The following is a 12,912-nucleotide window of genomic DNA, read 5'->3' as shown; positions in this document are numbered from 1 at the left end:
AGGAGCGGCGCAAGCCGCGACCGCGTAGCCGCAACTACGTCGCCGCCCGATGCAACCCCGCGTCCCCGTCGCGGCTCACGCCGCTCCTACAGGGATAGCGCGCCGCACAGGGAGGCCTGCGCGCCAATCGGCCGTCGATCCCGACCGTCCAGGCAAAGCCACGTCCGCGACGCCCGTTATAGTGGCGCCATGACGCCCGATACCAGCGACTCCGCCCTGCGTGGCCTCGCCGAACGACTCGGCGAGGCGGCGCGCCTCAACCACCACATGCTGGTCACCGCCGAGAGCTGCACCGGCGGCTGGATCGCCAAGACCCTGACCGACATCGCCGGCTCCTCGGCCTGGTTCGGCTGCGGCATCGTCGCCTACAGCTACGAGGCCAAGCAGTCGCTGCTGAGCGTGCGCCCGCAGACCCTTGAGCAATACGGCGCGGTCAGCCGCGAGACGGTGATCGAAATGGTGTCCGGCGCGCTGGCCAATACCGGCGCGACCATCGCGGTCGCGGTGACCGGCATCGCCGGCCCCGGCGGCGGCACCGACGACAAGCCGGTCGGCACCGTCTGGATCGCCTGGAAACGCCGCGGCGGTTACCCGATGGCCGAGGTCTTCCATTTCGACGGCGATCGCGAAGCGGTGCGGCGCAAGACCGTCGCCGCGGCGCTGCACGCGATGCAGTCGCTGACGAGCTGATGCGGCAGCGGGCGCTTCGGCACTCGTGGTCGCCAGGCGCGACCCGGTCCGGCTAGCGTGGCGAATCCGCCGACTCGGTCGCCGCGCCGGTTACGCCGATCCATCGGTGGGCCGGCTTCGACCCGGCCAGATCTGTCCCGCTCGATCCGTCTCACTCAGATCCGTCCCGCTCGATCAATCCAACGCGCGCGTCCAGACCTGGCCGACCAGGTCATGGCCGAAGCTGTGGTGCGGCGCCTGTTCGATCAGGCTGAAGCCGCAGCCTTCGTAGATCTTCCGCGCCGAAATCAGCACGTCGTTGGTCCACAGCAGCATCCGCCGATAGCCGGCGCCGCGCGCGAAGGCGATGCAGGTTTCGACGAGACGTCGGCCGACGCCCAGGCCGCGTGCGCGCGGGTCGACCAACAGACAGCGCAATTGCGCGGTCGCGGCATCGTCCTCGTTGCGGACCACGAACACGCAGCCGATGCGTTCGCCATCGAGTTCGGCGATCCAGCAGCGCTCGTATTGCGGGTCATGGCGGGTCGCGAAACGCGCGAACAAAGTGGCGACCAGGGCTTCGAACTCGCCGTTCCAGCCGTACTCGTCCGCGTACAGCCGGCCGTGGCGTTCGATCGCCCAACCGATGTCGCCGATCCGGTGCTCGCGCACCAGCAAGCGCTGCGCAGCCGGCAGCGACGGCGTCGATAAGGCCTGTTCGGCCTCGCGGATTGCGCGCAACAAGCGGTCGCGATCCAGCGTCGACAAGGCCGACAGCATCGCCGCGGTCGACTCGTGCGAGCTGCGGTCGAGCGCGGCGAAGGCTTCGCGGCCTTTCGCCGACAGAGTCAGCACGAAGCTGCGCGCGTCCTGCTCGGAGCGGGCCTTGTCGATCAGACCGTCGCCGGCGAAGCCCTGCAGAATGCGGCTCAGATAGCCCGGGTCGAGGCCGAGCACCTCGCCGATTTCGCGCGCGGCGACCGGCTCGCGCTGGGCGAGTTCGAACAGCACCCGCGCCTGGGTCAGCGGGAACGCGCTGTCGAGCAGGTCTTCCTGCAGCACGCCGATCCGGCGGGTATAGAAACGGTTGAAGGCGCGGACGGCATCGACGTCGGCGGTCTCGGCAGCACCGGTCATGAAGGGGCTCGTAGAGATAGGCAGGACGAAGGCCAGACTAGTTAGATGTTTGACTTTGTCAATTAAATGCTTGGCGGAGACACTTGCCCTCGTAGTTTGTTAGTAGTAATACTACTAACCATGAGCCTGACCGACACCCAGCAAGCCATCCTCGCGATGATCGCCGAGCGCATCGACACCGAGGGTTTCCCGCCGTCGCAGACCGAAATCGCCAAAGCCTTCGGCTTCAAGGGCGTGCGCGCGGCGCAGTACCACCTCGATGCGCTCGAGACCGCCGGCGCGATCGAACGCATGCCGGGCCGGGCGCGCGGCATCCGCGTGTTGCAGCCGCCGCCGCAGGCGCAACGCGAGCTGGGCCTGATCTCGATGGGCGTGAGCTCGGCGAACGAGGAGGCGATCCGCCTGCCGGTGCTTGGCCGCGTCGCCGCCGGGGCGCCGATCGGTGCGGACGCGGGTGCCGACAACTACGTCCTGCTCGATCGCAACATGTTCTTCCCGTCGCCGGACTACCTGCTCAAGGTCAAGGGCGATTCGATGCGCGACGAAGGCATTTTCGACGGCGACCTGATCGGCGTGCACCGCACCCGCGACGCGCGCTCGGGCCAGATCGTGGTCGCGCGCATCGACGACGAAATCACCGTCAAGTTGCTGAAGATCGGCAAGGACCGCATCCGCCTGCTGCCGCGCAACCCCGACTATGCGCCGATCGAGGTCCAGCCCGATCAGGATTTCGCGATCGAGGGCCTGTACTGCGGCCTGGTCCGGCCGAATCGCTGATGGCACGCGCCAAGCCCGATCCCAATGTCGATCGCTATGGCTCGGTGCGCGCCTGCGCCGCCGTGCCGGCCGCACAAGCTGCCCTGCAAGGCCTGGACGAGTCGATTTCCGCGGCGTTTTCGCGGGGAAATCCGACCCCGGCACAAGCGGCCGCCCGGCTGACCGCCGCTGCGGCGAGCGATAATTTGCTTCCAGGCGACGCGGTCTCAGCCTCTGCGATCCGCCTCCTCTAACTTCCCTCTCACCACGACACGACTTAAGGACACCACCATGGACGAGAACAAAAAGCGCGCCCTTTCCGCCGCTCTTAGCCAGATCGAAAAGCAGTTCGGCAAGGGCTCGGTGATGCGCATGGGCGACCGCGCCGTCGAAGCCGCCGAAGTCATCGGCACCGGCTCGTTGATGCTCGACATCGCCCTCGGCATCGGTGGCCTGCCCAAGGGTCGCGTCGTCGAAATCTATGGTCCGGAATCCTCGGGCAAGACCACGCTGACCCTGCAGGCCATCGCCGAGTGCCAGAAGAAGGGCGGCACGGCGGCCTTCATCGACGCCGAGCACGCGCTCGACCCGATCTACGCCGGCAAGCTCGGCGTCAACATCGACGATCTGCTGGTCTCGCAGCCCGACACCGGCGAGCAGGCGCTCGAAATCGCCGACATGCTGGTGCGTTCGGCCGCGGTGGACATGGTGGTGGTCGACTCGGTCGCCGCGCTGACCCCGAAGGCCGAAATCGAAGGCGAAATGGGCGACCAGCTGCCGGGCCTGCAGGCCCGTCTGATGAGCCAGGCGCTGCGCAAGCTGACCGGCAACATCAAGCGCTCCAACACTCTGGTGATCTTCATCAACCAGCTGCGCATGAAGATCGGCGTGATGATGCCGGGCCAGAGCCCGGAAGTGACCACCGGCGGCAACGCGCTCAAGTTCTACGCCTCGGTGCGCCTGGACATCCGCCGCATCGGCGCGATCAAGAAGGGCGACGAGATCATCGGCAACCAGACCAAGATCAAGGTCGTCAAGAACAAGCTGGCCCCGCCGTTCAAGCAGGTCCTGACCGAGATCCTCTACGGCGAAGGCATCTCGCGCGAAGGCGAACTGATCGACATGGGCGTGGAAGCCAAGTTGGTCGAGAAGTCGGGCGCCTGGTACAGCTGCGGCGACGAGCGCATCGGCCAGGGCAAGGAAAACGCCCGCCAGTACCTCAAGGAGAACCCCGAGCTGGCCGCCCGTCTCGAAGCGACCCTGCGCGAGAAGTACGTCCCGAGCGACGCCCCGCGCGACGAAGCCGTCGAGGAATGATCGTCCGGCTCTGAATGGTTCCGGCTCTGAACGGTTAAGGCTCTATGACGTCGGATCGGCACGACGATCGGCGTCGCGAAGGCGGCGCCGTAGACCCGGACGGGCAGGGCGGACAGCCCATGCCCAAATCCGGCCGCGACACGCAGCTTCGCGAGGAGCTGCGCGCGCGGATGCGTGCGATCGAAGCCGGCAATGCGGCGCCGAAGTCGGCCCTGGGCCCGGCGGCGACCCGTCCGCAGCGGCTTTCGTCGCCAGACGAAGCTGCGGATGCCGATGCAGATATAGAGCCGGATGAAGGGCCGGCTGAGGAGCGCACCACGTCCGAGCGCTCAACTTCTGAAACCGGCCGGCGCGGCGGGTTTTCCGGCGGCTTTGGCTCGAAGCGCTCGGGTTTGAAGCCGTCGGCTTCGAAACGGTTCGGCTCCAAGGGCTTCGGTTCGAAACCGTTCGCCTCGAAATCGTCCGGAAACAGCGGCTTCGGCGGCCAGGCCGACGGTCCGGAGCGGTCCGTTCCGGGCGGCTCGGCCTGGCCCGAAGCCGACCGCTTCGAGGCGCAGCTCGCCCTGGGCGGCGCCGATCCGCTCGATCCGGCCTCCGCGGAAGATCGACCCAGTGCACTGTTCGACGAAAGTCTAAGCCGCCCTGACGGTTCGGGCCGGGGCCAGCGCCGGCGGGCGCCGCGCGAGCAGAGCCCGACCCAGCGGGCCCTCGGCCTGCTGACCCGCCGCGAGCATTCGCGCAAGGAATTGACCCGCAAACTGACCTCCCGCGGCCTCGACGCCGGCGAGGTGGAAACCGCGGTCGCCCAGTTGGCCGAGGCTGGTTGGCAGAACGACGTCCGCTTCGCCGAAAGCATGGTCAGAAGCCGCGCCCGCAATGGTTATGGGCCCTTGCACATACGTGCTGAATTGGCCACCCACGGCCTCGACAGCCAGACCATCTCCGACGCCCTGGCCAGCTATGAGGGCGACTGGCTGCAGAACGCCCGCGACCTGGTCCGGCGCCGCTATGGCGAGGACTTCGCCGCCGACCCGGCAAGGCGGCGCAAGGCCGCCGATCTGCTGATGCGGCGGGGCTTCGACGGCGATACGGCTCGTAATGCGAACCGTTCCGGCTCCGACGACTGAACGGTCGGACATATTTGCCGTACGGCCTTGCACATAAGGCCCCCGGGCCTGTTAGGCTACGCGGCTTTCGGGTCCCGGGTTGCCTGTTCCAGTCGATGCCTCCATCGTGGTGGCATGGGTTCGGTCGAGCGGCACCGCTCCCGACCAGGCAAATAATCCCAGGCATGAAAACCACCACTGAAATCCGCAGCGATTTCCTCGAGTTCTTTCGGGGCAAAGGTCACACCATCGTGCCGTCGGCACCGTTGGTGCCGGCCAACGACCCGACGTTGTTGTTCACCAACTCGGGCATGGTGCAGTTCAAGAACGTATTCCTCGGCAGCGAAAAGCCGGGTTACGTGCGCGCGGCCGACGTCCAGCGTTGCCTGCGTGCCGGCGGCAAGCACAACGACCTCGATCAGGTCGGCTACACCGCACGTCACCACACCTTCTTCGAGATGCTCGGCAACTGGTCGTTCGGCGACTACTTCAAGGAAGACGCCATCGTCTGGGCCTGGGAGCTGTTGACCCAGGTCTGGGGCCTGGCGCCGGAACGCCTGCTCGTCACGGTCTATCACACCGACGACGAGGCCTACGCGCTGTGGAACCAGAAGATCGGCGTGCCGGCCGAGCGCATCGTCCGCATCGGCGACAACAAGGGTGCGCCGTTCGCCTCGGACAACTTCTGGCAGATGGCCGACACCGGCCCCTGCGGCCCCTGCACCGAAATCTTCTACGACCACGGCGACCACATCGCCGGCGGCCCGCCGGGTTCGCCCGATGAGGACGGCGATCGTTTCATCGAGATCTGGAACCTGGTCTTCATGCAGTTCGACCGCCAGCCCGACGGCAGCCTGCTGCCGTTGCCGGCGCCGTGCGTCGACACCGGCATGGGCCTGGAACGTCTGGCGGCGGTGCTGCAGGGCGTGCACGGCAACTACGACATCGATCTGTTCCGCCACCTGATCGCCGCCGCGGCGCGTTTCACCGGCACCGACGACCTGCAGAACAAGTCGCTGCGAGTGATCGCCGATCACATCCGCGCCTGTTCCTTCCTGATCGTCGACGGCGTGCTGCCGTCCAACGACGGCCGCGGCTACGTGCTGCGCCGGATCATCCGCCGCGCGCTGCGCCATGGCTGGATGCTGGGGCAGAAGAAGCCCTTCTTCCACCTGATGGTGCCGGCGCTGGTCGAAGTGATGGCCGACGGCTATCCGGAGCTGGCGGCCAAGCGCGAGTTCGTCGAACGCGCGCTGTTGGCCGAAGAAGAACGCTTCTCGCAGACCCTCGATTCGGGCATGCGCATCTTCGACGAAGTGGCCGAGCGCTCGACCGGGGTGATCCCGGGCATCGACGTGTTCCGCCTCTACGATACCTACGGCTTCCCGACCGACCTGACCGCCGACATCGCGCGCGAGCGCGGCCTGACTCTGGACATGGAGGGCTACGACGCCGCCATGGCCAAGCAGAAGCAGGGCGGCCGCGAAGGCGCCGACTTCGGCAGCAAGACCACGATGCCGGCGGAACTCGCCGCCAAGCTCGCCCCGACCGAATTCCTCGGCTACGACCGTCTGACCGAGGGCGGCCTGGAAGTCGTCGCCCTGCTGCGCGACGGCATGCCGGTCGACCAGATCGTGGTCGGCGACAACGCGGTGGTGATCCTCGAGCGCACCCCGTTCTACGCCGAAAGCGGCGGCCAGGTCGGCGACGCCGGCGAGCTCGACGAAGCCGGCACCCGCTTCCTGGTCCGCGACACCCAGAAGTTCGCCGGCCAGTTCCATGGCCACATCGGCGAGCTGACCGCCGGCACCCTGAAGCGTGGCGACCGCGTCCTGGGCGCCGTCGACGAGGCCCGCCGCGCGGCGACCGTGCTCAACCATTCGGCGACCCACCTGCTGCATGCGGCCCTGCGCCGCTTGCTCGGCGACCATGTGACCCAGAAGGGCTCGCTGGTCGCTCCGGACCGCCTGCGTTTCGACTTCTCGCACTTCAACCCGATGACCGACGCCGAGCTCGCCGAGATCGAGCGCCAGGTCAACGCCGATGTGCGCCGCAACTACGAGGCCGAAGTCCACCAGATGGGCATGCAGGAAGCCCTGGAGTTCGGCGCGATGGCGCTGTTCGGCGAGAAATACGGCGACCGCGTGCGGGTCCTGCGCATGGGCGAGGCTTCGACCGAGCTGTGCGGCGGCACCCACGTTTCGCGTACCGGCGACATCGGCCTGTTCAAGATCGTCTCCGAGAGCGGCGTCCAGGCCGGCGTGCGCCGGATCGAGGCGCTGACCGGGCAGGGCGCGCTGGACTACGTGGCCGAAGAAGAGCAGCGTTTGGAGCAGGCCGCGCGCCTGCTCGGCGGCAATGCGGCCGACGTGGCCGACAAGCTGCGGGCCCTGCTGGACCGGCAGAAGAAGCTGGAACGCGAGCTCGAATCGATCAAGGCCAAGGCCGCTTCCGGCGCCGCGACCGACCTGGCCGCCTCGGCGGCGCAGATCGGCGGGGTGCGGGTGGTCTCGACCCGGTTGGAAGGTTTTGACGCCAAGGCGTTGCGCGAGGCGGTGGACAGCCTCAAGCAGCAGCTCGGCGATGCGGTAATCGTGCTGGCGGGAGCCAGCGACGGTAAGGCGGCTTTGGTCGCCGGAGTGAACGGAAGCGCGGCTGGCAAGGTCAAGGCGGGGGAACTGCTCGCCCACGTTGCCAGTCAGATCAACGGTAAAGGCGGCGGCCGCCCGGATATGGCGCAGGGCGGCGGTGACGACGGCCCTGCGTTGTCGAAGGCTCTTGCGGGCGTGGCGCAGTGGGTTGAGAGTAGGCTTGTATGAATGGCGAACAGTGACTTCTATCGCTTGCGACCGGGTTTGACCGGTCGCTAAGATGGTTCACGTTTGTGTACAAATTGAAGCATTCTTCCTGATGGAAAAGAATGCCAACGCCGGCGCTGCGGTGCCGGCTCGAGGAGGTTTTCAATGCTGATCCTGACGCGTCGCGTCGGCGAAACCCTGATGATCGGCGACTCGGTGACTGTCACCGTGCTCGGCGTCAAGGGGAACCAGGTGCGTATCGGTATTACCGCACCCAAAGATGTCGCAGTCCATCGCGAAGAGATCTATCAGCGCATCCAGCGCGGCGAGGATGCGTCGGACGACTCGGGCAAGAACACCGGCGGCTGATAAAAAAAGTTTGCTGCGAATCGGGTGAGCCGTTATGCTTCCCGCCCGCACCGCGTTAAGTGATGCGGAGAGTTGCCCGAGAGGCTGAAGGGGCTCCCCTGCTAAGGGAGTATAGGGTCAAAAGCTCTATCGAGGGTTCGAATCCCTCACTCTCCGCCAGTTACAAAAGAGCCGCTTCTGGCGGCTTTTCTTTGCAGATCCATCGGGGTTTTCGCAGTCGATGAGGACGTAAAGAGCAAAACAGAAAATGTTGACGAACAGAAAAACGTCCGTCATAATTTTTCAACTCAGCGCCCGTAGCTCAGCTGGATAGAGCACCAGGCTACGAACTTGGGGGTCGGAGGTTCGAATCCTTCCGGGCGCGCCATACAAAGAAGCCCGGCAATCGCAAGATTGCCGGGTTTTTCTTTGCGCGCGATTCTTGTTCGCCGCCGCCTGTTCATGGCCGGTCGTTCGCGTCGTATCAACTCCGCCGCGCTACTGGCCGAGCCCCCTGTAGGAGCGGCGTAAGCCGCGACCGCGTCGTTTGTCGTCGCGGCGGTTCTTGCCGCAAAGCGGTAAGGCAACATCAAGATCTAAAGCTTCCGTCCGCTAAAGCGGCCGGGTTACTTTCTTTTGCTAAGCCCAAAAGAAAAGTAACCAAAGAAAAGGGCTTTCCTTGACGAAGCTCCCCTGCGAGCACGCAGCTTGCGCCGGGATTTTCCGATAAGACGTCCCTGTCTTATCGGAAAACGCCGCACGTCCTGTGCGGCGCCCTCCGGGTCTACGATCGCATCGCGAGTGCGGAACTGCGCCAAGCTCTTCACGGCAACGGCAACGGCAACGGCAACGGCAACGGCAACGGCAACGGCTGACGGGGCGCCTGCTCTTGGGTAGGAGCGGCGCNCCGCTCCTACCCTTTGAGCGCGGCGGTGAGGTGTATTGGCGACGACACCGGAGTAGGAGCGGCGCGAGCCGCGACCGCGTCACCAGCCGGCCTCGCAACCGCGAGGTCGATGTCATGGTTTATGGCCGCAGGAAATACCCGTGCGGCGCCGCTCCTACAGAGGCGGGGACGCTTGCCGGCTCAACGCTTCTCGATGAAGCGCAGGCCCACGCCAGGTTCGGTCGCGATGTAGCGCGGCGCCGCGGCGTCGTCGCCGAGTTTGTGGCGCAATTTGCCGACCAGGATGCGCAGGTAATGGGTGTCTTCCTGATGGGTCGGCCCCCACAGCTCGCGCAACAGCTGCGGTTGGGTGACGACGCGGCCGGCGTGTTGCACCAGCATCGCCAGCAGGGCGTATTCCTTGCGCGCCAGCACCACCGTTTCGCCGTCCAGGCTCACCTCGCGGCGGGCCAGGTCGATGTGCAGGCGGCCGTCGTCGAACACCGGCAGGGTCTCGCCTTGCGGGCCGTGCGCGCGCAGCAGGGCGCGTATGCGCGCCATGAGCTCCTGTACGCCGAACGGCTTGGTCACGTAGTCGTTGGCGCCGCCGTCGAGCGCGGCGACCTTCTCGGTCTCGCCGGCGCGCACGGTGAGCAGGATCACCGGCACGCTCGACCACTGGCGCAGCTCGCGCAGCACGTCGTGGCCGTCGCGGTCGGGCAGGCCGAGGTCGAGCACGACTAGGTCGGCGCCGCGCGTGGCCAGGGCCTCCAGGCCGGCGCCGCCGGTGTCGGCCAGCTCCACGGCATAGCCCTGCGCGCGCAGGGCTATGTCGAGGAACTTGCGGATCTGCGGCTCGTCGTCGATCACCAGCACGCGCGCGGGTGGCGTCGTGGCGGAAGGCGGAACGCGATCCTCGGTCATGGGGCGGCGGGCACGGCGGGTTCGATGGGCGGCAGGGTAATCCGGATCGTGGTGCCGCGGCGACCCTGCTCGTCGGCCAGGCCGGGTAGGGCGACCACGCTGCCGCCATGGGCGCCGATCATGCCCTGGCAGATGGCCAGGCCGAGCCCGGTGCCCTGGCGGCCGCGATCGCCTCGCTCGACGCTGTAGAACATGTCGAAGATGCGCGCGCGCTCGTCTTCGGGAATGCCGGGGCCGCGGTCGCTGACGTCGATGCGCAGCACTTGCGCCGGGCCCGCACCGGGCTCGCCGTCGACCCGGCGCGCATCGATCGTCACCGCCGCATCTGGCGGCGAGAACTTCACAGCGTTTTCGATCACGTTGAACAGCGCCTGCTCGACCAGGGCCGGATGCACCCAGATCGGGCCGAGGCCGGGCTCGATGCGCAGTTCGAAGCGCGCACGCGGCTCGTAGCGCTGCAGGCGCGTCACCGCCGAGCCGATCAATTCGTCGACGCCGATCCAGTCGCGGTTGAGCGCCAGCCCGCCGTGGCCGAGCCGGGTCATGTCGAGCAAGTTCTGGATGTAACGGTCGAGGCGTTCGCCTTCGATGCGGATGGTTTCGAGCAGGCTGTGGCGGTCTTCGCGCGGCATCGCCTCGGCATAGCTGTCCAGGCTGCTGGCGGCGCCGATGATCGAGGCCAGCGGCGAGCGCAGGTCGTGCGAGACCGAAGACAACAAGGCCGAGCGCAGGCGCTCGGTCTCGCCGCTGACGCGCGAGTCCTCGAGGTCGGCGACCAGGCGCGTACGCAGCACCGCCTGGGCGACGTCGTCGGTCATCGCTTCGGCCAGGCGCCGTTGCTCGGGCCCGAGCCGGGTCAGCGACGGCGGAAAGCGCAGCCCGATCACGCCCGCGGCTGGCGCGTCGGCGGCGCCGTCGCCCTTGAGCGGCAGCAGCCACCAGTCCGAGCCGGCCAGGGTGTCGGTATAGCGCCCGGCGGATTGGCGATGCTTGAGGCTCCAGTCGGCGGCGGCGCGGTCCTTGTCGCCCATCTCCGGCAGCGATTCGCCGCGCAGCGGCGCCGTGCCGATGTAAATGAACGCCTCGACGCCGAGCGAACGCCTGAGCGCGTCGCGGCCGGCGCGCACGACCTGGCCGGCGTCGGCCGCGGTGGCGAGTTCGCGGCCGAGGGTTTGCAGCTCGGTGGCGTGCGCGTTGGACGCGCGCAGCGCCAGCACCTGCATGCGCAGCTTCGAGGCCAGGCGCCCGGCGACCAGCGCCGCGGCGAGGAACAGCAGCACCGTCGCCACGCCCTGGCGCGCGCCGATCAGCAAGGTGAAGCGCGGTTCGATGAAGAAGAAGTTGTAGGCGAGGAAACACAGGACCGAGGCGATCACCGCCGCGGTCATGCGGGTGCGCGCGGCGACCACGACCACGGCGACGATGAAGATCAGCGACAGATCGCCGAGCCCGATCCAGCGCTCGGCGACCCAGGCCAGCGCCGTGGCCACGGTCGCGGCGACCACGGCCAGCCCGGCGTCGCTGCGGGTCAGCAGGCTGCGCAGCAAGGTGCTGCTCTGGCGCAACGAACGGCGGGCGCGGGCGCGCGCCTCCGGCGTGCTGACGATGGTCAGTTCGTAATGCGCGCCGCGCTGGATCAGTTGCTGGGTCAGGGTGCGGTTGACCATGCGTGCGAGCGGGCGCTCGCGGGTACGGCCGAGCACGATGGTCGACACGCCGGCGCGTTCGCCGTGGTCGAGCAGGGCGTCGACGATGCTGTTGCCGTGCAACACCGCGGTGTCGCCGCCGAGCCGCCGCGCCAGGGCGAAGGCGCGGTCGAGTTCGCCCTGGCGCGCTTCGTCGGGCGAGGCGCCGGTCTGCACGGTGACGACCAGCCAGGGCGCATCGCGGCGTTCGGCCAGGCGCCGCGCGACACGCACCAGGTACTCCGACTGGCCGAGGCCGTCGATCGCCACCATCACCGCCCGCCGCAGCGGCACCCCGGGCAGGCCGCGCGCGGTCTGGGCCTCGCGCAGATCGCTGTCGACGCGATCGGCGGCGGTCTGCATCGCCAGTTCGCGCAAGGCCGTCAGGTTCGACGGCGAGAAGAACGCCTGCAAGGCGTGCGCGGCCTGCTCGGGCACGTAGACCTTGCCCTGCTGCAAGCGCTCGATCAGCTCGCGCGGCGGCAGATCGACCAGGACGATGTCGCGCAGGCGGTCGAACAGCGCATCCGGGACGGTCTCGCTGACCCGTACGCCGGTGATGCGGTGGATGACGTCGTTGAGGCTTTCCAGGTGCTGGATGTTGATCGTCGTGTAGACGTCGATGCCGGCGTCGAGCAGTTCCAGCACGTCCTGCCAGCGCCGCTCGTGGCGGCTGCCCGGGGCATTGCGGTGTGCGAGCTCGTCGACCAGCGCGACCGTGGGCTTGCGCGCGAGCACGGCGTCGAGGTCCATCTCATCGAGCGCACGCCCCTGATAGTCCAGGCGCTTGCGCGGCAACACGTCGAGCCCTTCGACCAGCGCGCCGGTTTCGGCGCGTCCGTGGGTTTCGACGATGGCGACGACCACATCGGTCCCGCGGCGTTGCAACTCGCGTGCCCGCCCGAGCATGGCGTAGGTCTTGCCGACCCCGGGCGCGGCGCCGAGGAAGATCGTCAGCCGCCCGGCGCCCTGACGTTGCAGTTCGCCCATGAGGGCATCGGCTTGGGCGCTGCGCGGGTCGGTCATGAGGGGGATTGTGCGCTGAGTGGGTGAGGGAGGTGTAGTGATGGGGGGGCGGTTTGAGGTTGTGGACGTGTCGTTTCTGTAGGGGGCGCGGCTGGCAGTTCGCTCCGATTTTTAGCCTCGGCTCTAGTCTTGCTGTGGCTGTTGCTGTTGCTTTGATGAGCTTGGCGTAGTTCCGAACTAGCGATGCAACCGTAGACCCGGAGGGCGCCGCACAGGACGTGCGGCGTTTTCCGATAAGACAGGGACGTCTTATCGGAAAA

Annotated in this window: 10 protein-coding genes and 2 tRNA genes; 9 read left to right on the top strand and 3 right to left on the bottom strand. The window is 67.5% G+C overall.

Annotated elements, in window-relative coordinates; translation table 11 throughout:
- Positions 1-189 precede the first annotated feature (189 nt).
- On the top strand, positions 190-690 hold the full coding sequence (locus tag ACTJJK_RS22270; RefSeq protein ID WP_031371763.1) for a CinA family protein: 501 nt from the start codon (positions 190-192) through the stop codon (positions 688-690).
- A 174-nt stretch (positions 691-864) separates the two neighbouring features.
- Here ACTJJK_RS22270 and ACTJJK_RS22265 read toward each other — a convergent pair whose 3' ends face one another.
- Complete coding sequence (locus ACTJJK_RS22265; protein ID WP_223619401.1) at positions 865-1,806, bottom strand: bifunctional helix-turn-helix transcriptional regulator/GNAT family N-acetyltransferase; 942 nt, start codon at positions 1,804-1,806, stop codon at positions 865-867.
- 120 nt (positions 1,807-1,926) lie between these two features.
- Between ACTJJK_RS22265 and lexA the strand changes: the two genes are divergently transcribed.
- From lexA to ACTJJK_RS22225, 8 genes are all read left to right on the top strand, one after another.
- The gene (gene lexA / locus ACTJJK_RS22260) at positions 1,927-2,583 is read left to right on the top strand and encodes a transcriptional repressor LexA (protein ID WP_223619402.1); all 657 of its coding nucleotides are present in this window, start codon (positions 1,927-1,929) and stop codon (positions 2,581-2,583) included.
- Positions 2,583-2,816 (top strand): hypothetical protein, encoded by a 234-nt coding sequence (locus ACTJJK_RS22255; RefSeq protein ID WP_031371766.1) that lies wholly within the window; start codon positions 2,583-2,585, stop codon positions 2,814-2,816. The genes lexA and ACTJJK_RS22255 overlap by 1 nt, the downstream gene beginning before the upstream one ends.
- A gap of 37 nt (positions 2,817-2,853) precedes the next feature.
- On the top strand, positions 2,854-3,879 hold the full coding sequence (gene recA, locus ACTJJK_RS22250; RefSeq protein WP_031371767.1) for a recombinase RecA: 1,026 nt from the start codon (positions 2,854-2,856) through the stop codon (positions 3,877-3,879).
- Positions 3,880-4,496: 617 nt separating this feature from the next.
- Positions 4,497-5,006, top strand: coding sequence for a recombination regulator RecX (gene recX / locus ACTJJK_RS22245; RefSeq protein ID WP_440731278.1), 510 nt, complete (start codon positions 4,497-4,499; stop codon positions 5,004-5,006).
- A 164-nt stretch (positions 5,007-5,170) separates the two neighbouring features.
- Positions 5,171-7,804, top strand: a complete 2,634-nt coding sequence (gene alaS, locus ACTJJK_RS22240; protein WP_440731277.1) for an alanine--tRNA ligase — start codon at positions 5,171-5,173, stop codon at positions 7,802-7,804.
- A gap of 144 nt (positions 7,805-7,948) precedes the next feature.
- Positions 7,949-8,152 carry a carbon storage regulator CsrA gene (csrA, locus tag ACTJJK_RS22235; protein WP_031371770.1) on the top strand — a complete coding sequence of 68 codons (204 nt, stop codon included), beginning with the start codon at positions 7,949-7,951 and terminating at the stop codon, positions 8,150-8,152.
- A gap of 66 nt (positions 8,153-8,218) precedes the next feature.
- Positions 8,219-8,311 (top strand) — tRNA-Ser (locus tag ACTJJK_RS22230).
- Between the two features lie 131 nt (positions 8,312-8,442).
- A tRNA-Arg gene (locus ACTJJK_RS22225) sits at positions 8,443-8,519 on the top strand.
- A 699-nt stretch (positions 8,520-9,218) separates the two neighbouring features.
- Here ACTJJK_RS22225 and ACTJJK_RS22220 read toward each other — a convergent pair.
- Together ACTJJK_RS22220 and ACTJJK_RS22215 are read right to left on the bottom strand one after the other, a co-directional pair.
- A complete protein-coding gene (locus tag ACTJJK_RS22220; protein WP_223619404.1) occupies positions 9,219-9,941 on the bottom strand; it encodes a response regulator in 723 nt (240 codons plus the stop codon).
- The gene (locus ACTJJK_RS22215) at positions 9,938-12,652 is read right to left on the bottom strand and encodes an ATP-binding protein (protein ID WP_440731276.1); all 2,715 of its coding nucleotides are present in this window, start codon (positions 12,650-12,652) and stop codon (positions 9,938-9,940) included. The genes ACTJJK_RS22220 and ACTJJK_RS22215 overlap by 4 nt, the downstream gene beginning before the upstream one ends.
- Positions 12,653-12,912: the final 260 nt, after the last annotated feature.

Source organism: Lysobacter sp. 22409, from assembly GCF_052045105.1.
Classification (GTDB): domain Bacteria; phylum Pseudomonadota; class Gammaproteobacteria; order Xanthomonadales; family Xanthomonadaceae; genus Lysobacter; species Lysobacter antibioticus_B.
The sequence above is the reverse complement of the archived record's forward strand: the minus strand, read 5'-3'. Positions and strand labels throughout refer to the sequence as shown.